Consider the following 20,151-nt stretch of genomic DNA (forward strand, 5'->3'; position numbering starts at 1 on the left):
TAAATTCGGCAAAATTTGATCTAAATTATAGGCTGTAAACCGCGTTTACCTTACCTGACTGAGCGCCGCCCAAACCGAGAACATGTACTTAAGCTTATTCGATATCATCATACTTTTCGGCGCTTTGCAGGGCCTGATCTTGAGTGTGGTGCTTTTCTTCTCCAAACCTGAGGGGCGCATGTCTGGCAAGAATTACTTCCTGGCGCTGCTGCTGCTCATCCTGGTGTACAACGGGCTCGAAACCTTCAGCTGGAGCTCTGACTTTAGCCGCTTCAATTATTTTTTCAACCTGTTGTCTAATGTGTTCATTTTCGGCCTGGGCCCCTGCCTTTACCTTTACCTCAGGTCGTTTACCCGGCCCGACTCAATCAGCACAGGGCTGATAATAAAGCATTTTGCCATCGTGGGCCTGCAGCTTGTTATCCGGTTAAGTGTCCTGTTCATTGCGGTGTTAAACACCAGGGGCACTTTTCTGGGCCTCTGGAGCGCAGACCTCGACACGCTGCACACGGCGTTTTCTGATAACCTGGCGGTGGCGGCATTCTGCCTTTACCTGCTGCTTTCTGCCCGCGAACTGTGGCTCTACCGGCAAGGGCTGAAAAATACGTCGCCAGAAGAGCAGGAGGCCTTTAAATGGATGCGCGTACTGTTCGTCTGTATGCTGGTACTCGGCATTGCCTGGACCATCACCACCGTTTTCCCGGTGGTAGTAAAGGCCAACAGCAGCAGCTACTATTACCCCATAGAGGTGCTGCAGGTACTCTTCATTTACTGGCTGGGCATCACCGGCTTTTACCGCATCAAAATCGTGCACGTAGAAACACAGCAGAAGTCGAACGCTTTTTTCGAGGGCATCGCCCCCGACACATTACAGAGTTGCCAGCAAGCCTTGCTGAAAGCCATGGAGCAGGACAAGCTATACCTGGACTCGGAACTGAACGTGGGGAAGCTGGCCGAGCATATTCGCGTGAGCCCCAAAGTACTGTCTGCCGTGTTAAATCAACACCTGCAAAAGGGGTTCAGTGAGTTTGTGAACGACTATCGCTTACAGGAAGTAAAGTATAAGCTGGCGAAGCCCAAATACCAGATGCTCACGATTGCCGGCATCGCCTACGAATCCGGGTTCAACTCCCTGGCCACGTTTCAGCGGGTATTTAAAGCCTCCGAAAACATGACCCCGAAAGAATACCTGGCTCGGGTAACGACAACCGAACCGAAAAAAAGCTGATCTTTCGAGGAATGCCCCTTACTTTGCATAAATAATTCTGCTTATGAAAGACTACAAGAAATACTACATCATTCCTGCCGCACCCGAAGAAGTATACGCCGCCTTAACTAACCCCGACACCATTCACCTGTGGTCTGGGGAGCCTGCGGTAATGTCGACGGAGGCTGGCTCTGAGTTTGAACTGTTTGAGGGCAGCATTGTGGGCAAGAACCTGGCCTTTGAGGAAGGCAAACGGATCGAGCAGCAGTGGTACTTTGGGGAGCAGGAGGAAATGTCCATGGTTATCATCAAGCTGCACCCGCACAAGTATGGCACCTCGGCAGAGTTAAGGCACCTGAACATTCCTGACGAGGACTACGAGGATATTGTGGAGGGCTGGGACGAGGCTTATTTTGGTTCGCTGATCGAGTTCTACGAGGACTAACACGCGGCTACTGCGTTTTAACAGAGTTTAGCCTGTCACCTTCAGGTCTCTTTTATTGAGATAGTCCAGCACTTCTGCCGCGGTTGCCAGGTCGCCTTTGGCGTTGTAGGTTTTGATGCGCTCCATTTCATCGGCGATCAGTTCGGAGCGGGTGCCCTGCAGCTTGCCCTGCGAGTGCTTGGCCTCCTCTTGCCAGGGCAGTGCTTTACCTGGCTGGCTGTATACCTTTAGTGCCGGAAACAGCTTCAGGGCGGCCGTGACGGCAGCCATAAATGCGCGGGGCTGCTGGAAAGGCGAGGCCGTTACAATCACCCGCTGATAGCCCTTCGTTTTAGCATGCAGCACCATGGCCTCGGCCTCTATGCGTGTGTTCAGCTGCTCCGTGCCGGAGGCAATGGGCACCGCCTCCAGCTCATTCTCCCGTACCCCCAGCGCCAAGAGTTCCTTTTTATACTGTTCATACCCCGGGTAGCCGCTCATGGGCCCGGCAAGTATAAACTGAATTTTCCGCACATGGCCCTGGCTTAGCAGTTTAAGCGCCGTATCAAACACCGACAGCTGGTTGTCTTTTGTCTGGCCAAAGAGGAATACAGCCTCGGTATGGTAACGGGGCATGGTATCGCAAAGTGATCGGATGATCAGTTCTTCTATCATACAGCTGCTATACGGCTCATAGCCTTTTTTAGGCGCTCCACTTTTATCTGTAAGCCGGGCAAAGGGACTGGCGCCCTCTCCTGCCAATGTATGGAACCGTATAGATTATTCCAACGGAAGTAGTATAGTAGTGGTCGTCCATGGTGGGGTTACCAGACTGGCTGAACCCATCTAAATAATCTGTATTGGAGGCAAACCGGTACAATAATTCGGCGTTCAACGACAGGCCGCGCGACAGGCCATAACGCAAGCCGCCTCCTGCCATGGCAACCGGTATATGGCGTGGCAGCGGATGTGCGATATCCTCCTCCAGTCCGGATGAGCGATCAAGCTGCGTATTGGAATAGTCACGTTTCACGTTCAGGAAAGCCACCCCAAAGCCGCCCAGTACATAGGGTGTTACGTTTACGTTGCGTATGTACTTGTTCAGCTTGAGAATCTCCCAAACCAACTGCCCCGAAAATTCGGTTACGGGGGTATGGAAATTAAAATTCCGCTCCCTGCGCCAGGCCGGATTGGCATACTTTGCGTCGTCCCCACTCAATTTGCCCCGCTCTATGCTGGCCCTCAGCGCCAGCGGCCCAATTATTCTTACCTTCCCGAAGATGCCTATGCCAGGCCCCACGGTTTCTATGGAACCCAGCGTATTGGGGGTTAGGTCGCCCTGGTACACAAAAGCACTCACATGGGCCCCGAGTTCCAGGTTCCCGGATTTTGCCTGCGAAAAGCCCTGAAAGCTAAGGCCGGAAAGGATAATAAAAAGACTTGCCTTAAGACGGAAAGATAATTTCATGGTTAACAACAACGAAACGTAAGTCTGTTGAGCTGGCCCCAACCAGCACAGCACCAAACATATTGAAAGATAATTTAGAACGCTCGATTTATTTATGAGCAAATTTCAACTCAATATATCTTTATAAAATTCTTTCTCTGCGAAAGATTTAAAAGTTCAGCACATAATGCAATTTCAACTTAACTCCCTTAAAGATAGATAGCGGAGGTTAACTTATACTTCTGAGGTTTAGCCTAATGTTGATTTATGGCCTTTCACTATTTGTTGTCTCATAGGGATAAAAGAATATTATTGAAAGTGAACAGTATATTTTAAGACACCTGTAAGCAAGAAGCCTTCTGGTAAGCCCATAAAAAAGCCCCTTCGGCAGGGGCTCTTTTTATTTATGCGCTTATGCTACGCTCTTTCGGCTTCCAGAATTTTCCTGATCCTTACCAGGGCATCCGCTATGTGATACTTTGTGAGAAGGTCTGTGTTTCGGGTGCTGGCAGATTTTAGCTGCTGCTCCAGTTTCACCAACTCTCCCCGGGCAATAGAGCGAATATCGGATTGGCTCAGGTCAACGGGTGTTCCGAAGCGGCTGCTTCTGGAAGGGGTGTCGTTCAGTAAAAAGTCTATCCGGTCCAGGTACGCTTTCTGAAGGTTTCGGCGGTAAATGTCAATGTTCTTGCCGCTGTATACCTCGCTCCAGATACCGCCCTGCAGCTGGCTTACCATATCCAGTGCGTTGTAGTTTACATCGCCGATCTCGTTCTCCATCAGGCGGGCCATCCGGTCCGCCGACAGCAGGCTGTTCAGGTGGCGCACCTGCAGGTTACGGATGCCATCGACATGGTTGGCATGGTGCACGTTGCGGCTTATCTCCGACTGGTGCAGCCATTCCGGGGAGGTAAAGGCGTTGGCCAAAAGCCAGGTAACAGACGCGGCCTGCATTTTAGCCGGCACCGGCGTGTACACAAATCCTTTCTGGTTTGGCTTCAGGCGATTCTCATACACCCCGCCCACGTTGGTTACCACATGGCCGATGTAGCGGCTCCACACGCCCAGCAACTCCCCGTACAATTCCTCCAGGTCATTGTAATCGTTGGTTTCCACGGCTGTCCATTGCACGAGTTTCGGAGCTACCAGTTTCAGGTTTTTCAGGCCATAGGTGCTTGCCTTTATCGGATCGTCGCCGATGCCTTCTGTCTGGCTGGCGGGGTCGTAGCCGCCGCTGCCGCTTCCGTACTGATACACCGGATCGTTTTTGGTCGCCTCGATCCATTTGGTGAGGGTTGGGATCTCCGCCTCCGGACTCTTGGCGTCCGGCAGGTAGCGGTAACCCCAGTTGATGGCATACATGTCGTATGGCCCTAACTGGCGCACAAAGCGCACATCCTGATCGCCGGGCTGCGCCACGTAATTGTAACGGGCATAATCCATGATGGTGGCGGCGATGCCATACTTTTGCGTGAAGGTGCCGGAGCGCAAAGAATCTGTGTCGTAAGCAAAGCTGGCTTTCATGTTGTGCGGCAGCCCCAGTGCGTGGCCTACTTCATGCGTGATCACTTCCAGCATCATCTCGCCCAGGTCGTCCATGGGTGTGTTCAGCGAGCGGGCTGTCGGGTTGGCGGCCCCGGTTTCCAGTAAATAGCGGTTGCGGTAAGAGCGCAGGTGGTTGTGGTACCAGATAATGTCACTTTCAATGATCTCGCCGGAGCGCGGGTCGGACACGCTGGGCCCCACGGCGTTGCGCGTTGTGCTGGCCACGTACCGGATAACGGAGTAGCGCACATCCTCGGGGCTGAAATCAGGATCTTCCTGAACTGTTGGCGGGTCTTTGGCCAGTATGGCGTTTTTGAAACCTGCGGCCTCAAAGGCTTTGTTCCATTGCTCCACCCCGGCTTTAATGTAGGGCCTTAGTTTCTCGGGCGTTGCCGGATCCAGGTAATACACGATCGGCTTGATCGGCTCCACCAGTTCGCCGCGCTTGTAGGCGGCCACATCCTTTGGCTCTAACCGCCAGCGACGGATATACGATTTCTCATCCGCTTTATAGGCTTCAGAGCCATAGTCGATCTGCTTGATGTTGAAGTAGCCCACGCGGTCATCGTTCAGGCGGGCCTGCATCGGCACTTTGGGCAGCAACACCATCGACTGGTTCATCATCAGGCTGATGGCCCCTGTATTGGAATTGGATGGCGGCTCGGCGGCATCGTAGGTAAAGTCCTGCTTCACTTCGATGTTCAGCGGAAAGCTCTTCATACTGTTGATAAAGCTCCGGTTCTCGTCCAGCTTGCTCACCTTGTAGTTCTTGCGCATGTCGGCATCCAGGCCGCTGATCGCTTTGATATCGCTCAAAAAGAACTTCGTCACGTCGATCACATAGCCACTGGAGTCTTTTGACAAAGCGGCAATATCGAAGGCATACAGGGTAGGCTGGTAATTGTTGGCCTGCACCGACAGGTTGATCGGCAGCGAGTCGGCGGCCACGGCGCTGTAGGATTTTGTTTTAAGCACGATCTTGTTGTCGAACTTCTGCCACACCACCATTTGCTCGTTTACCGATGATCCGGCGTTCACATACCCGCCGCCCAGGCCCGCAGGCAGGTTGGCAAACCGACTGATCCAAAGAAAATCACGGTTCAGCAAGGTGTCCGGAATCTCGTAATAAAACTTGTCGGCTACCTTGTGCACCGTAAACACACCGGCATCGGAGGCAGCGCCTTTGGTTATGACTTCAGTATACGGTTTCATGCCGTTTTTAGAGGCTGGTTTCGGCTTTTCCGTCTCCTCCTTTTTGGCTATCTCCCCTTTGGAAGAAGTGGCGGTTTGGGTGCTGGAGCACGAAGCCTGGGTAAGGGCCAGCAGTAATCCTAAGCTTACCGCCTTGTAGGTTTTTAACATGTATACGCTGTTTTATACTTTAATTAAATGAAGTAAGATTATTTACTGAGCCACAGCACAGCAGTCAAATTGACTATCAATATAAGGCATATTTAACAAACCCAAGCCATAAGCCAGCCTTTTTAGCCCGGCCTGTGTGCTAAAGCAGGTGGAATACCTTAACCAAGCACTTTAAAAAAAACCAATCTAATTTTTTATTAAACCCAGGTTGCGGTTAACCATCGCAAACACTCACCGATGCCACAACCATCACATTTCTCATTCAATTCAGGTTGCGATCAACCCACCCCACCCCTCCGAGGAGGGGAGTTTTACTCGTGCATGTAATTCCCCTCCTCGGAGGGGTTAGGGGTGGGTTTACATCTTCCATGCATATCTACTACCTCAACCTAGGTTGTATAGAGATCAAATCAAAATCGCTCCCTCTCCTTTTAAGGAGAGGGCTGGGGTGAGGTAAAACCCGCTGCACCACCGGGAAAGCAACTTACCGAAGCTTAGCAAAAAAGTATGAAGTATGGCCAGTTGGGATTAAAATTCGTCGTGGTACCTTTATTACCTGTTCTGTATAAAGCACCAGCTAATGCCGAATCACTTTTGTATCCCCCACACGGGATAATTTCGTAAATTTGCACCTACGCTTATGGAAGAAAAACAGAAAAACAACCCGCTACACGGCATCACACTGCAAGCCATATTGGAACACCTGGTGGCTTATTACGGCTGGGAGGAGTTGAGCACCAAGATCAACCTGAACTGCTTTAAAAGCAACCCAAGCATAAAATCAAGCCTCACTTTCCTGCGCAAAACCCCCTGGGCCCGCGAGAAAGTGGAAAGTCTGTACCTTTTTGTGCTGCGCAGGCAAAAGAAGGGCCTGTAGCAAAACTTGCCAATACAGCAAATACTGCAAAGGGCCCGTATAAACTGCGAAAACGCTCCTAAACTTTAGAACTGACTCATGCAAAAGTTTCCCTCTGTGTGCCTGTTCCTGGCCATATTTAGCCTCTTGGCCGGCTGCTCCGCCGCCAATACCAGTACCGCCGACCTCCTGATCACGCACGCGCATGTTGTGGATGTGGAGGCAGGCCAGGTGCGCCCGAACCAGACACTGGTAGTGCAGGATGGCGTCATTCAGAACATTACCGGCAGCGACTCACGAGTAAAGTATAAAGCCGCTACCACGCTGAACGCAACGGGCAAATACCTGATACCCGGCCTCTGGGACAATCACATTCACCTGCGCGGCGGCGCGGATTTGGAGGAGGAGAACAAGCAGCTGCTTCCATTGTATATTGCTAACGGCATTACCACCGTGCGCGACGCCGGCGGCGACCTGTACCCGGCCATTCGCCGGTGGCAAAGCCAGATTGAAGCCGGCAAACTGGTGGGGCCTCACATTATTTCAGCGGGCCCAAAACTGGACGGGCCGAACCCGACCTGGGAGGGCTCTATTGAGGTTGCCACCGTGGCAGAGGTGCCGGCAGCCGTTGACTCGCTCCAGAAGCTGGGCGTGGACTTTGTGAAGATCTACGACAGCACTATTTCCGGTGATGTTTTTCTGGCGATCGTGGCCGAAACAGAGAAACGCGGCATGCAGGTGTCAGGGCACATGCCTTTCACCATTAAGCTCGGCGATGCCATTGACCTGGGCCTGGATGCCACCGAGCATCTGTACTATGCCTTTAAAGCAGGTTCTGCCAAAGAAGACAGTATTACACAGGCCATCGTGGCCAGCCAGACCACAAATAAACCCATCGGCTTTTACGAGGCGCTGCACCTGCTCTACGACACGTACGACCCTGCCGTGGCACAACAAACGTTTGAGCAGATGGTCCGGAAAAACACCGCCGTTGTGCCGACTTTATACATCAGCCGCGTGCTCGACGAGTTAAAGTATGAAGACCACAGCAACGACTCCTTGCTGCCCTACATCGGCAAGGGCATCGTTAAAACCTACGAGCGCAGGATCAGGAGCGCCAAAAGCCAGACAGCGGAAGCGGTGCAGTTCAGGCATGAGCTGAATGCCCGGTTTCATTCCATGGTGCCCGCCATGCAGCAAGCCGGAGTTACCATACTGGCCGGCTCCGATGCCGGTGCATTTAACTCCTATGTGTACCCCGGCCAATCGCTGCACAAAGAACTGGAGCTGCTGGTAGAAGCCGGCCTAACGCCGGCACAGGCGCTGCGCACTGCCACCGTAAACGGGGCCACCTTCTGGAAACGCAGCCAGCAGTATGGCACCGTAGAAGTTGGCAAAGCAGCCGACCTGGTGCTGCTGGACGGGAATCCGCTGGAGAACATCCGGAATACGCAAAAGATACACGCCGTTATTTTTGGCGGAAAAGTTTATAGGCCGCAAGAGCTCCTGCAAAACCCGGGCAGGTAAAAAAGCCTACGCATGTTTATGTACCTACATTATTTTATTCGATAAATTTGGATTTGTAAAAATCTACCCCGACATTTGTGACAGTAAAATCAATTACCCTCACACGTATTTGATTTATAAAGAAGAAGGGAGAGAACAGGCTCTATGAACTTCTAGCAACCAGTTTCAAACCAGGTGCTAATTCCTGCCTAAAATTATTAGGGGATATAAATTCACAAAAATGAAAAATTCATCACCTCTACTTCCTGCCAAACCGGTAGCCGCTTACAACCAAACATTCTTTGGCGTTGTTTCTAATTCGCTTGCTTTTACTTGTTATTGTTGCTGTTGTTGCTAGTCCAGTAGCAAACAGGTAACGCTCGCCCTGCGCTAAATCAGCAGTGGCAGCCCCTATTCGTTTTCCCCGGGTTACTAATTTTTTTGCTTTCAGCAGAAGCATCGCAATTTTCTGCCATGCCCATTTCTATAATGGGGTTGGCTGACAACTGCCTTCTATTTACCCTTTACCCCTGTTAGATACATTAAAAGGTGCCATGCCGCACCTATACTTTCATACCTGTACCTTTAAAAATCAGAATTATGTCATCAGGATCATCTATAAAACCTATCGCCATTTTTTATGAGCACCCAGAGTGGTTTAAGCCGCTCTTCAACGAGTTGGATGCGCGTGGCATCCCTTATGTGCGCCTGAATGCGGCCGTGCATCAGTTTGATGTGGCAGAAGAAGAGCCACCCTACAGTGCGTTCTTCAACCGCATGAGCCCATCTGCTTATCTGCGCCAGAACGAGAATGGCATCTTTTACACCCTAAACCTGCTGGCACACTTAGAAGCCAGGGGGGTACCGGTAATAAACGGCTACAAGGCCTTTCAAAATGAAGCCTCTAAGGCACTGCAGCTTGTTTTGCTGCAGCAGCTGGGCCTGCCCTACCCAAAGACCAGGGTGATAAACCATGCTGCGCAGGCGGTGAAAGCAGCGGACGGGTTGCGCTACCCCGTGGTGGTAAAAGCCAACATTGGCGGAAGTGGTGCCGGTATTGTGCGTTACGACTCGGCGGCTGATCTGGCCTCTGCGGTTGCCGAAGGCAGCGTGCAGCTTGGTATAGACCACACCGCACTGGTGCAGGAGTTTATTCCTGCACGCGGCGGGCACATTAGTCGGGTAGAGACCCTTAGCGGCAAATACCTCTATGCCATTAAAGTGTATACCGATGGCGACAGCTTTAACCTGTGCCCTGCCGATATATGCCAGACCACTGCTGGCAAGGAATTGGTGCGTAACGCCTGCGCCCTGGACGCACCCAAAAACGGCATGCGGGTAGAAGCCTTCACACCGGATCAGGCAGTGATTGAAGCCATCGAGCGCATAGTGCAGTCGGCTGGCATCGACGTGGGTGGCATTGAGTACATCGTGGATGACCGTGACGGGCAGATTTACTACTACGACGTAAACGCCCTCTCCAATTTTGTGGCGGATGCCGTGCACGTGATCGGCTTTAATCCGCACGCTCGCCTAGTGGACTATCTGGAAAAGAAAGCGCAACTTAAACTAGAGGAGGTGTAATTATGCAGTTTGGATATTGGTTACCCGTTTTTGGAGGCTGGCTCCGCAATGTGCCTGACGAGGGCATGGCCCCTACCTGGGAGTATGTGAAAAAACTGGCGCAGAAAAGTGAAGACTGGGGCTATAGCCTCTCCCTGATCGCTGAGCTTTACCTGAACGACATCAAAGGGAAAGAAGCCCCCTCACTGGACGCCTGGTCCACGGCGGCGGCACTGGCTGCCGTTACTGAGCAACTTGAAATAATGGTGGCGGTGCGGCCTACCTTTCACAACCCGGCCATACTGGCCAAACAAGCCGCAAACATTGCCAACATCAGCGGCGGCAGGCTCTCGCTCAACGTGGTTTCCTCGTGGTGGCGCGATGAGGCAACAAAGTATGGCATCCACTTCGAGCAGCACGACGACCGGTACGCCCGCACAAAGGAATGGCTGGACGTGGTAACCAGCGTGTGGGAGAAGGACCACCTGACCTACGAAGGCAACTACTATAAAGTAGAGGACAACATTCTGCAGCCCAAGCCCGTGAAACGCCCCTTTATTTATGCCGGTGGCGAGTCAGAGGCCGCCAAGTCGCTTATCTCTTCGCAATGCGATGGCTACGTGATGCATGGCGACTCCCCGGAGCTTATCGGCAAACGCATCGCTACAATGCGAGCTAGAAGAGAGGCGAAAGGCTTGCCCCCGATGAAGTATGGTGTGGCCGCTTACAGTATAGTGCGCGACAGCGAAAGGGAAGTTAAAAAGGAACTTGCGCGGATAACGGATGTGAAGAACTCAGCCGCTGGCTTCGACAACTATCAGCAGTGGGTGGCAAACACCCAGTTGGAAGGGCAACTCTCATTGGAAGAGTATTCTGTGTCTAACCGCGGCTTACGCTCCGGCCTGGTGGGCACACCGGCCCAGGTGCAGGACAGGATCGCAGAATTTGAGGCCGTGGGAGTAGATTTCTTTCTGTTACAGTGCAGCCCGCAGCTAGAGGAGATGGAAAGGTTCTCGGACGCAGTGATCAAGGCGCACTCTTTCTCTGCGGCAGGCTAAACGGAACTTCTACCAGCCATACACCAAACAACTAAATAATCTTACCTGGAACCCCTGCAGCCTTTGGAAGCAGGGGTTTTTTGCTTGCCGCCGCTGTTTCACAGTCTCCAAACACTTGTTATTCGCCCGTATCAGGAGAAGGGAGTATTTTATTAGTCAGGTCATTACAGGCATCTGCCGGTAGCATAATTACAAGGCAAAACGCTAGTAGGTGCTACGCATTCACTTCCAGCTTGCCGCTTTCAGTATACCTTAGCTGCCCCACGTCCACTAACTCCCGGATAAGGTCGGAAACTGTTTCAGCGTGCTTTGGCTCAAACTCCGCCACCAGTTCTTTGGGCAGGCAGGGCTTTGCCTGTAGCAGTGACAGAAGCTTCACCCGGAGATGCGCTCCCTCCTGCGCTGCCTTCTCCTTTTTACGCGCTTCCAGACAAAAATCGCACACCCGGCAGCGGGTATCCGATACCTCGCCAAAATATTCCAGGAGCAACTGGGTGCGGCACCTGGTGGTGGATGCAACGTAGTGCGTCATTTCTTTGGCCTGCTCCTGTGCCCGCTTACGCAGCCGGTTCAGTTTGGTGGTGTCAAGGGGCAAGGTGGTGGCGCCTTCCCGGGGTTTGGTAAAGGTTAGCTGTGGCGAATCGCGTTGGGGCTCGTAGGCCAGCACCTGTAGCTTTTGCAGGTACTCCAGCTTGCGCCGCAACTCCTGCTCCGGCACACGCAGCTGCAGGGCCATTTTCTTCTCCGATACCTTCACAAATGTGGTCAGTGCCTCGCCCCCGTACACCCGCAGGATCAGCTGTATCAGCTTGTCGTGGTCGGGGTGTTTCAGCTGAAAGTCGTATAGCGCGGTATTCTCTAAAAGTATAAGCAACCGCGAGGGCGCGTAGTAACTTTCGTTTAGCTGAATGTACCCCTCCGACTCCAGCCTTTTGATAGCATGGTGCACCTGCAGGGCCGGCAGTTTATAGTTTTTGGAGAAAGCGGCCAGGTCGAAATCAAAGTTGCTCATAAAGCCGCTGCCTACGGCCAGCTGGTAATAGTTTGCCAGGCACTGGTATACCCTCCGGATGAACTCCGCGGGGGGGTGGGCCTCCTCCACTTTACGGAGCAGTTCGGCCGTGTCGTTGGGGGCCAGCAGCAGGGTGGCATAGGCATAGCGCTCATCCCGGCCTGCGCGCCCTGCCTCCTGGTAGTAGGCCTCCAGGCTCTCGGGCAGGTCGAGGTGCACCACCAGGCGCACGTCGGCTTTGTCGATCCCCATCCCGAAGGCATTGGTGGCCACCATCACCCGCACTTTGTCCGCTATCCAGGCTTGCTGCACCTGGCTCCGCTCCTCAAACTTCAGGCCGGCGTGGTAAGCGGCGGCAGCGATGCGCCGGCTTTGCAGGAACCGGGCCATTTCCAGGGTTTGCTTGCGGCTGCGCACATACACGATGCTTTGCCCCGGCATGCGCTGCAAAATCCCGAGCAGTCGCCCGGTCTTATCCTCGGTTGCCAGGCAGGAATACGACAGGTTTGACCGGGCGAAGCTTTTCTGAAACACATTCAGTTTCGTGAACTTCAGTTTATCCTGTATATCCAGCTGCACCTGCTCGGTGGCGGTGGCGGTCAGGGCGATAACGGGCACAGCGGGCAGCGCGTCGCGCAGCTGGGCCAGCTGTAAGTAGGGCGGCCGGAAATCATACCCCCACTGCGAGATGCAGTGCGCCTCATCTACAGCCAACAGGTTCACCTTCATCCCTTTCAAACGCTCCCGGAATATATCGGTGAGCAGGCGCTCGGGGGACAGGTAGAGGAACTTCACCTGACCATACACACAGTTATCCAGGGCCACGTCTATCTCGCGGCGGCTCATGCCCGAGTAGATCGCCACGGCGTTTACCCCGCGCCGCTTTAGCTGCTCCACCTGGTCTTTCATGAGGGCAATCAGTGGCGTTACCACCAGGCAAAGGCCCTCCATGGCCAGCGCCGGCACCTGGAAACAGACCGATTTCCCCCCTCCCGTGGGCAGCAGGGCAAGCGTGTCCTGCCCTGCCAGTACCGAACGGATAATATCCTCCTGCACCGGCCGGAAATGGTCGTAGCCCCAGTAGGCTTTCAGAATGTGGTGGATGTCTTGCAAAAGGGATGCTTTGATGCGAAGATAAAGTATAGCGGGCAGAAATCAGTCAAAAAAAAGCCCCGCTTCCAAAGAAGCGGGGCTCAGGCCCTTGCTGTGCGTCCATTCATTTAAGCCGCTGCTGACGACTGACTGCCTTCGCGGTCCTCGATCACTTTCTGCAGTTTCTCGATGGCCTGGGCCGCGCGCTCCTCATCGAAGCGGTTGATGTTGAGCAGCATCTTGGTCTTTTCCTGGCGTGTAATGGTCGGGTTGTTCAACAGCCGGATAATCTCTTCCTTCTGCTTGGCCGAAGCATAGCGCACGCTGCCGTTCTGCTCCTCAGCCTCAGGCGTGGCTGCCGACGATTTCATAGTAGCCTTTTTTTCAGTAGGCACCGCTGGCTTAGCTGTCTGCTCGTTGCCACCGTAGTCCATTTCCTCGGAAGGGGTTGGCTCGTAACCGGCCGCGCGAATTACCCAGGCCAGGATATTACGGTAAGCCTTCCCTATTGCCCTGGTCTGCGCCATAGAGGCAATGGCAAACTCCTGGTAATATTTCTTACCCTGCTCCCGGTTGCTGCAAATAGCAAAGCCCGCCCCTACCACCTGCTGGCTGCGCAGGTCAAGCAGGTTTACTTTCGCCTGGTACTTTATCTCGTCATCTGTACTGATATTGATGACCTGTTCTACAACGGGCAGAATACCTAACCTGGAACCGGCGTATTGCCAGCCCTCCACGTTCACATACTCCTTGCCCTGAATATTCTGGTACAATTTATTCTCCTTGATAAACTTTGCCAGGTCAATAGCCAAATGGAGCGTTTCGTCAGACTTGGCTATATCATAGCTTTCTACCTTCGGTTTCTTTTGCACCTTTGTTTCTTTATTTGGTTGAGTCATAATAGTTTAGTTTTCATAATTTGGATACATACTATTAACACAGCCTACTAGCAAATAGTGCAAAAAAACACATTTATACATAAATTTAAAACATTGATTTTCAGTGTGTTATAAATTTATTTTAATTTTTTTAGTACTTAGCATAAGCTAGCGTTTACGGCTCTGAAAATGTGCAAAGGGTAAAGGTTATTTACGCCCTTCTGCAGGGTTTAGTTTTAGGAAAGGAGCCTTGGATAGCTGGCGTTTGGAGAGGAAAAGTATCATCAGGAAAGCTGTACATTGTCCGGGATTGCACCCTAGGTTTTATCAAACAAGACGTGCCGCACCAAGTGAATAAGCTCATCGGGCCACACAAGCACGATCGATTGGGTGTACAATGTTTTGTTTGTATTATACTATTACCGGGCTTACTTACTATACTTCCTGTACGATCATGCCATCCTTCATCACCAGCGTTCGGTCTGCCATTTCGGCCAGTTGCTCGTTGTGGGTAACGATGACGAAGGTCTGGTTGAACTCACTGCGCAAGCGAAAGAAGATATCATGGAGTTCCTGTGCATTCTTCGAGTCGAGGTTGCCGCTGGGCTCGTCGGCAAAGATCACCTGGGGGGAGTTGATCAGTGCGCGTGCCACGGCGGTGCGCTGCTGCTCCCCTCCCGATAGCTCAGAAGGCTTGTGATGCAGCCGACCAGAGAGGCCGAGCATATCGAGTAGTTGCTCCGCCTTACCGAGCACTTCCTTTTCGGATCGGCCAGCCAGAAAACCGGGCAACGCGACGTTCTCCAACGCCGTGAATTCGGGCAGCAGGTTATGGAACTGAAAGATAAAGCCGATGTGCCTGTTGCGGAAGCGGGCCATATCGGTGGTGTTGAGCCGGGCAATGTTCTTGCCCTCGAACATTACCTCGCCGGAGTCGGCGGTATCTAACGTGCCCAATATGTGCAGCAAGGTACTTTTGCCGGCACCCGAGGCCCCCACAATAGATACCACTTCACCCGCCATGATAGACAGATCAATGCCTTTAAGTACTTCCAGGGAGCCGTACTTTTTATAGATGTTTGATACTTGCAGCACAGTAGGGCAATTGTAAAGAATGGATTTGAAATAGATTTAACCAGCCAAAGCTACAAAACATAGTGCATATTTGTATGCTTACCGCAAATAACGTCCAGCTTAAGTATCTTTAAAGCTACGCTTGCTGCTTATCATTTCCCCACCGCCTGCTGGCACAACCTTATCGGGTTTAGGCGCGCCTGCATCCAGTGGCTTTGCTTTTATAACATCTTTTATCCAAAGCTCCCGTGTTAAAACCATCAGTACCGCCAGCAGCGGAGCGGCTAGCAGCAGCCCCAGCGCACCTGCCAGCATACCGATCAACACCTGGAAGAAAAGCAACAAGGCCGGTGGCAGTTCAATCGCCTTTTTAAGTATTAAGGGTGTGATCAAGAAGCTCTCCAGAAGCTGAATAGCGAAATAAACCCCTCCCACTATCAAAGCGGTTTGGGGGCTTATGGTGAGCCCGATCAGCACAGCCGGAATGCCCGCAAGCCAGGGGCCGATGTTGGGAACGAACTCACAGAAGAAAGACAGCACGGCAAGCGCGTAGGCCATGGGTATCCCAATAATCTTGAAGGCAATGGCCGTGGTCACGCCAACGATGGTCATGGAGATCAGCACCGCCACTAACCATTTTTTCATCACCTGGTACAAAGTATCCAGCACCTCCAACACGCGTTGCTGGTTCCGGACAGGGAACAGGCTGGCAATACCATGGGTATAGAGCTTTGGTGTGGCGGCCAAGAACAGAGCGGTGACCAGTACTATCAGCAGATCAACCAGCACACTGAAAGTGGAGGATACCAGACCCGTAACTTTTGAGAACATAGACCCCTGGCCAGATAAGAAGGACGTGCCATCGCCAGAGATCAACCCCGACGCCGACATGTTATCGGGTACTTTATTTAGCAGTGCGTTTCCCCAGCCATACTGGTTCAGCCAGTCCTGCACCTGGTTGGCCGCCTGTGGTATTGTGCTCCGCATCTGGTTAAACTGTTCCGAAACAGTAGGCGCGATAAACCAGAAAGCGCCAATAATAATCCCAAAGAATAACATAACAGCCAGTACCACGCTTAAGCCATAGTTCAAATGCAGCTTTTGGACAAACCAATTTGCCATTGCACTGAATAGCACCGCAAAAAGAATTGCGGAAAAAATCAGAAGAAAGAAATTCAGATGCCAGCCGAGCATGTAAAAACCCGTGACAAGAAGCAGCAAAACCAGACCCGCCACAGCCACTCTTTTAGCAAATTTGTATATGTTCATTATTTTTACTTTATCATTTAAAAAGGTAAAGGATTGTGCGCAACCCGCCTTCAAGACTAGTTTTAGTTAGGCATCACCTGCTGTTCAGTATCTCTGCCGCTGCACCCTCTTCGGACATGTGATGCGGCTTTTTCTCCAACACATCCTTCACGTACAGCTCTTGTACCAGTACCATCAGCACAGCAAGTATCGGGGCCGCCAGTATAAGCCCTATCACCCCTTGCAGGATACCCAGCAACACCTGGAAAAAAAGCAAAAGCGCTGGCGGAATACTAACTGTTTGCTGGTAAACGAGTGGGGTGATGAGGTAGCTTTGCAGGGTTTGAATGGCCAGATACAGGAGCAAGGCATACAGCGCCATCTGCGTTCCCTGCGTCAGGCCGATTAGCACAGCAACGGCACCGGCCAGCGCAGGACCGATGTTCTGGATAAATTCCCCGAAAAATGCGACCATGGCCACCGCAAAAGCTAAGGGCAACCCGATCAGGCTAAAACCAATGGCGGCCATAATGCCCGTTACAGACATATCGATCAGCATGGCCACCAGCCATTTTTTTAAGGTATCGTAGCATTTATCCAGCACGTCCAGGATATGGGTGCGGTGCCGCACCGGGAATAACTTTGTGACACCGATGGTATAGAGCTTGGGATTGGTCGCAAAAAAGAGGCCCGTTACAATCACGATCAACACGTCGGTTACCACACTAAGGGTGGTTGAAAAAATGCCCGAGAAGCGTGTCAGGATCGTTTGTTGCTTTGGCAGTACGCTGCTAATATCATCGGGCACCTTGTCCAGTATTTTCTGCCCCCAGCCATATTGGCTTAACCGGGCCTCTATGTCAGTAAAAACCTTCGGAATGGTACCTTTCATCTCCTGAAACTGCGCCCCGATAGTGGGTGCTATCAGCCAGATGAGAGCGGTAATTGTGCCGAAGAACAGCACCACGGCTATTAGCAGGCAAAGCCCGCGCGGCAGGTGCAACTTACGCTGTAACCAATCGGTGATGCCGCAGAACATCACGGCCATCAGGATGCCTGCATAAACCAGCAGGAAGAAATACGCGTGTGTGCCCAGCAAGTAAAAGGCAGCCATTACCAGCAGCACAATAGCTGCGGTGATGACCACTCTTTTTGAATAGGTGTAAACGTCCAGCATTATATCATTATAAAAAAGCCATTAGAATCAAACTGAATCATACCCCTGCTTACTGAATTTACAACACACCCGTTACAAGGCAGCCGCCATCCTGGGGCAGCGCCCCTGTGGAACCGCAATATTTTAAAAATGCTTTTCTTGAAATTAAACCGATAAAGGCGTACTTTCGTGCATCCATTAAAACTGAAAGCATGAACATACACGAATATCAGGCTAAAGAGATTTTAAAGAGTTACGGTGTGCGTATCCAGGAGGGTATTGTAGCTGAAACGCCGGAGCAGGCAGTGGCAGCGGCAAAGAAGCTGACCGAGGAAACCGGAACCGGCTGGCATGTGATCAAAGCACAGATTCATGCGGGTGGCCGTGGTAAAGGCGGAGGCGTGAAGCTGGCCAAAAACCTGGAGCAGGTAAAGGAAATCGCTGACCAGATTCTGGGCATGACATTGGTAACGCACCAGACAGGCCCTGAAGGAAAACTGGTACAGAAAGTACTGGTTGCACAGGATGTATACTACCCTGGCGACTCGGAGCCGAAAGAATTTTACCTGAGCATCCTGCTGGACCGCGCGCAAGGCAGAAACGTGATCATGGCCTCTACGGAAGGTGGAATGGACATTGAGGAGGTTGCTGAGAAGTCTCCTGAGAAGATCATTAAGGAGTGGATCGACCCGGCTGTTGGCCTGCAAGGCTTCCAGGCGCGCAAGATCGCTTTCGCTTTCGGCTTACAGGGCGAGGCTTTTAAAGAGATGGTGAAGTTTGTAACCAACCTTTACAAGGCTTACGTGGACACCGACTCTTCCATGTTTGAGATCAACCCGGTGTTGAAAACCTCAGACAACAAGATTCTGGCTGTTGACGCCAAGGTAGACCTGGATGATAACGCCCTTTTCCGCCACAAGGAGCTGGCTGCCCTGCGCGATGTGGCAGAAGAAGATCCTTTGGAGGTTGAAGCCGGCGAGCACAACCTGAACTACGTAAAACTGGACGGTAACGTAGGCTGTATGGTAAACGGTGCCGGACTAGCCATGGCTACCATGGATATTATCAAGCTTTCGGGTGGCGAGCCCGCTAACTTTCTGGATGTAGGGGGTGGGGCCAATGCCCAGACGGTTGAAGCGGGTTTCCGCATTATCCTGAAAGACCCGAACGTGAAGGCTATCCTGATCAACATATTCGGTGGTATCGTGCGTTGCGACAGAGTTGCCAACGGTGTCGTGGAGGCCTACAAGAACATCGGTGACATTCGTGTTCCGATCATCGTTCGCTTACAGGGTACCAACGCAGAGGAAGGCGCGAAGATAATTGATGAGTCTGGCCTGAAAGTTTACTCTGCTGTAGTACTGAAAGAAGCCGCTGAGAAAGTAAAGCAGGTTTTAGCTGAAGCTTAACCTTTAGGAAAGTATAAAAACAGGAAAGGCTGCCAGGTATGGCAGCCTTTCCTGTTTTTATACTACTTGTGGTAGATCTCAAAGTCAATAAGCTGCAGATGCACGTTTAGCGGCATAGGCGGCTTGGTACAAGTTTTAAACCACCTCCAGCTGCACATCCACATTGCCCTGCACCCCAATGGAATACGGGCAAACCTGGTGCGCTTCTTCCACGAGCTGGCGCGCTTTCTCTTTGTCCATGCCTTGCATGTCAACTGTTAACTTTACACCGAGTCCATACTTTCCGTCTTCAGACTTCAGCAAATCCACATGCGCCTTTACCGTTGAGGAGGGGTCCAGCCGCTCGTGGTGCTTGCCTGCCACCAAAAGCAGGGCACTCTGAAAACATGCGGCGTACCCGGCCGCAAACAGCTGTTCCGGGTTAGTTTTGCCATTTTCCCCACCCAGTCCTTCCGGTAAGGACAAAGGCATGTCCAGTACGCCATCAGATGAGGTTACATGTCCTCGGCGTCCACCTGTGGCAGTCGCTTCTGCCGTATAAATTTTTTCCATTGCGCTTCTTTATCTCTTTATAGGATACTGGTACTATAACTGTCCAGATAAAAAGAATGTTTTGAGGCGGCGAATTTTATGTTTGTAGCAGCCATGTTTCATTTTGTATCGACAACAAAGGCCTGTGTGCAACCAAAAATTTCCGGTTATAAACATAAATATAGCTATATTTGCCTTTTACAAAAGTTACTACGGATGATTCTTTTTGAGAATAGCATAGTAAGGTTAGACTATAATCCGGCCACTGATATCGTTGACATTCAATATCCTGACCTGCATGATTATCTCCTGCCAGAGATAAAGCATACCATTGATTTAATGCTGGATGTGGTTAGGAATTACGACATAAAGCGAATTTTACTCGATTCGACAAGAACCCTGATTGCTGTGAGCGAAGAAAATAGCAGGGAGATAACTTTTTATATGGCGGCAGGCATCATGAAAACGCGCGCGCAGAAAGTAGCACGCCTGCAATCGAAGAACGGTACTATTGAAAGCACTGCGCAAAAGAACATAAAGCATATTGAAAGCTTGCAACCGCTTACGTTTAAGTTGAAAACTTTCCAGGACAGAACCGAAGCAACCCAATGGCTAATTGCCCCTGAACTGGATAAGTAGCGCTGATGGATTGCTACAGCGACAAACTGTGTCGCTGGCCGGGCTTTTCGTCTGTTTACTGATTATCAGGGGCTCCGCATCGGGAAAGGCATCGGATGTAAGCTTAAAAGCGCAGGGAATAAATAATAATCAACATTTTTTAGG

17 protein-coding genes and 1 riboswitch are annotated in these 20,151 nt (G+C 51.6%); of the genes, 8 read left to right on the top strand and 9 right to left on the bottom strand.

Annotated features, from left to right (window positions below; genetic code table 11):
• Positions 1-82 precede the first annotated feature (82 nt).
• Together AC4BAN_RS11235 and AC4BAN_RS11240 are read left to right on the top strand one after the other, a co-directional pair.
• Positions 83-1,228, top strand: a complete 1,146-nt coding sequence (locus AC4BAN_RS11235) for a helix-turn-helix domain-containing protein (RefSeq protein WP_490564497.1) — start codon at positions 83-85, stop codon at positions 1,226-1,228.
• 43 nt (positions 1,229-1,271) lie between these two features.
• Positions 1,272-1,652, top strand: a complete 381-nt coding sequence (locus AC4BAN_RS11240) for an SRPBCC domain-containing protein (RefSeq protein ID WP_490564498.1) — start codon at positions 1,272-1,274, stop codon at positions 1,650-1,652.
• A 27-nt stretch (positions 1,653-1,679) separates the two neighbouring features.
• Here the strand turns inward: AC4BAN_RS11240 and AC4BAN_RS11245 are convergent, their stop codons facing one another.
• From AC4BAN_RS11245 to AC4BAN_RS11255, 3 genes are all read right to left on the bottom strand, one after another.
• Positions 1,680-2,306 (bottom strand): YdcF family protein, encoded by a 627-nt coding sequence (locus AC4BAN_RS11245; protein WP_490564499.1) that lies wholly within the window; start codon positions 2,304-2,306, stop codon positions 1,680-1,682.
• Positions 2,307-2,349: 43 nt separating this feature from the next.
• Positions 2,350-3,099 (bottom strand): outer membrane protein, encoded by a 750-nt coding sequence (locus AC4BAN_RS11250; RefSeq protein ID WP_490564500.1) that lies wholly within the window; start codon positions 3,097-3,099, stop codon positions 2,350-2,352.
• Between the two features lie 396 nt (positions 3,100-3,495).
• Entirely contained in the window at positions 3,496-5,985 is a 2,490-nt protein-coding gene (locus tag AC4BAN_RS11255; protein WP_490564501.1) for a zinc-dependent metalloprotease, read from the bottom strand.
• A gap of 640 nt (positions 5,986-6,625) precedes the next feature.
• Here AC4BAN_RS11255 and AC4BAN_RS11260 point away from each other — a divergent pair.
• The 4 genes from AC4BAN_RS11260 to AC4BAN_RS11275 all read left to right on the top strand — a co-directional run bounded on the left by AC4BAN_RS11260 (position 6,626) and on the right by AC4BAN_RS11275 (position 10,968).
• On the top strand, positions 6,626-6,862 hold the full coding sequence (locus AC4BAN_RS11260; protein WP_490564502.1) for a VF530 family protein: 237 nt from the start codon (positions 6,626-6,628) through the stop codon (positions 6,860-6,862).
• Between the two features lie 78 nt (positions 6,863-6,940).
• The gene (locus tag AC4BAN_RS11265) at positions 6,941-8,368 is read left to right on the top strand and encodes an amidohydrolase family protein (protein ID WP_490564503.1); all 1,428 of its coding nucleotides are present in this window, start codon (positions 6,941-6,943) and stop codon (positions 8,366-8,368) included.
• Positions 8,369-8,479: 111 nt separating this feature from the next.
• Positions 8,480-8,581, top strand: a riboswitch (SAM riboswitch).
• 366 nt (positions 8,582-8,947) lie between these two features.
• Entirely contained in the window at positions 8,948-9,931 is a 984-nt protein-coding gene (locus tag AC4BAN_RS11270) for an ATP-grasp domain-containing protein (protein ID WP_490564504.1), read from the top strand.
• A gap of 2 nt (positions 9,932-9,933) precedes the next feature.
• Complete coding sequence (locus tag AC4BAN_RS11275; protein ID WP_490564505.1) at positions 9,934-10,968, top strand: LLM class flavin-dependent oxidoreductase; 1,035 nt, start codon at positions 9,934-9,936, stop codon at positions 10,966-10,968.
• A gap of 214 nt (positions 10,969-11,182) precedes the next feature.
• On the opposite strand, the gene AC4BAN_RS11280 is transcribed toward AC4BAN_RS11275, so the two are convergent.
• The 5 genes from AC4BAN_RS11280 to AC4BAN_RS11300 all read right to left on the bottom strand — a co-directional run bounded on the left by AC4BAN_RS11280 (position 11,183) and on the right by AC4BAN_RS11300 (position 17,449).
• Positions 11,183-13,093, bottom strand: coding sequence for a RecQ family ATP-dependent DNA helicase (locus tag AC4BAN_RS11280; RefSeq protein ID WP_490564506.1), 1,911 nt, complete (start codon positions 13,091-13,093; stop codon positions 11,183-11,185).
• 107 nt (positions 13,094-13,200) lie between these two features.
• The gene (locus tag AC4BAN_RS11285; protein ID WP_490564507.1) at positions 13,201-13,971 is read right to left on the bottom strand and encodes a hypothetical protein; all 771 of its coding nucleotides are present in this window, start codon (positions 13,969-13,971) and stop codon (positions 13,201-13,203) included.
• 414 nt (positions 13,972-14,385) lie between these two features.
• Positions 14,386-15,045, bottom strand: coding sequence for an ABC transporter ATP-binding protein (locus AC4BAN_RS11290; protein ID WP_490564508.1), 660 nt, complete (start codon positions 15,043-15,045; stop codon positions 14,386-14,388).
• A 99-nt stretch (positions 15,046-15,144) separates the two neighbouring features.
• Entirely contained in the window at positions 15,145-16,293 is a 1,149-nt protein-coding gene (locus AC4BAN_RS11295) for an AI-2E family transporter (RefSeq protein ID WP_490564509.1), read from the bottom strand.
• Between the two features lie 73 nt (positions 16,294-16,366).
• Complete coding sequence (locus tag AC4BAN_RS11300) at positions 16,367-17,449, bottom strand: AI-2E family transporter (RefSeq protein WP_490564510.1); 1,083 nt, start codon at positions 17,447-17,449, stop codon at positions 16,367-16,369.
• Between the two features lie 191 nt (positions 17,450-17,640).
• Between AC4BAN_RS11300 and sucC the strand changes: the two genes are divergently transcribed.
• On the top strand, positions 17,641-18,837 hold the full coding sequence (gene sucC / locus AC4BAN_RS11305) for an ADP-forming succinate--CoA ligase subunit beta (protein WP_490564511.1): 1,197 nt from the start codon (positions 17,641-17,643) through the stop codon (positions 18,835-18,837).
• Positions 18,838-18,972: 135 nt separating this feature from the next.
• On the opposite strand, the gene AC4BAN_RS11310 is transcribed toward sucC, so the two are convergent.
• Entirely contained in the window at positions 18,973-19,389 is a 417-nt protein-coding gene (locus AC4BAN_RS11310) for an organic hydroperoxide resistance protein (RefSeq protein WP_490564512.1), read from the bottom strand.
• 78 nt (positions 19,390-19,467) lie between these two features.
• Between AC4BAN_RS11310 and AC4BAN_RS11315 the strand changes: the two genes are divergently transcribed.
• On the top strand, positions 19,468-20,007 hold the full coding sequence (locus AC4BAN_RS11315; RefSeq protein WP_490564513.1) for a hypothetical protein: 540 nt from the start codon (positions 19,468-19,470) through the stop codon (positions 20,005-20,007).
• Positions 20,008-20,151: the final 144 nt, after the last annotated feature.

It is taken from the genome of Pontibacter sp. GD13 (assembly GCF_058216355.1).

Excerpts from the sequence above, each read along its gene's own strand:
- sucC (WP_490564511.1), top strand. The coding sequence starts at position 17,641 with ATGAACATACACGAATATCAGGCTAAAGAGATTTTAAAGAGTTACGGT.
- AC4BAN_RS11310 (WP_490564512.1), bottom strand. The coding sequence starts at position 19,389 with ATGGAAAAAATTTATACGGCAGAAGCGACTGCCACAGGTGGACGCCGA.
- AC4BAN_RS11255 (WP_490564501.1), bottom strand. The coding sequence starts at position 5,985 with ATGTTAAAAACCTACAAGGCGGTAAGCTTAGGATTACTGCTGGCCCTT.
- AC4BAN_RS11270 (WP_490564504.1), top strand. The coding sequence starts at position 8,948 with ATGTCATCAGGATCATCTATAAAACCTATCGCCATTTTTTATGAGCAC.
- AC4BAN_RS11295 (WP_490564509.1), bottom strand. The coding sequence starts at position 16,293 with ATGAACATATACAAATTTGCTAAAAGAGTGGCTGTGGCGGGTCTGGTT.
- AC4BAN_RS11265 (WP_490564503.1), top strand. The coding sequence starts at position 6,941 with ATGCAAAAGTTTCCCTCTGTGTGCCTGTTCCTGGCCATATTTAGCCTC.
- AC4BAN_RS11245 (WP_490564499.1), bottom strand. The coding sequence starts at position 2,306 with ATGATAGAAGAACTGATCATCCGATCACTTTGCGATACCATGCCCCGT.
- AC4BAN_RS11235 (WP_490564497.1), top strand. The coding sequence starts at position 83 with ATGTACTTAAGCTTATTCGATATCATCATACTTTTCGGCGCTTTGCAG.
- AC4BAN_RS11300 (WP_490564510.1), bottom strand. The coding sequence starts at position 17,449 with ATGCTGGACGTTTACACCTATTCAAAAAGAGTGGTCATCACCGCAGCT.
- AC4BAN_RS11315 (WP_490564513.1), top strand. The coding sequence starts at position 19,468 with ATGTTTGTAGCAGCCATGTTTCATTTTGTATCGACAACAAAGGCCTGT.
- AC4BAN_RS11285 (WP_490564507.1), bottom strand. The coding sequence starts at position 13,971 with ATGACTCAACCAAATAAAGAAACAAAGGTGCAAAAGAAACCGAAGGTA.
- AC4BAN_RS11240 (WP_490564498.1), top strand. The coding sequence starts at position 1,272 with ATGAAAGACTACAAGAAATACTACATCATTCCTGCCGCACCCGAAGAA.
- AC4BAN_RS11250 (WP_490564500.1), bottom strand. The coding sequence starts at position 3,099 with ATGAAATTATCTTTCCGTCTTAAGGCAAGTCTTTTTATTATCCTTTCC.
- AC4BAN_RS11260 (WP_490564502.1), top strand. The coding sequence starts at position 6,626 with ATGGAAGAAAAACAGAAAAACAACCCGCTACACGGCATCACACTGCAA.
- AC4BAN_RS11275 (WP_490564505.1), top strand. The coding sequence starts at position 9,934 with ATGCAGTTTGGATATTGGTTACCCGTTTTTGGAGGCTGGCTCCGCAAT.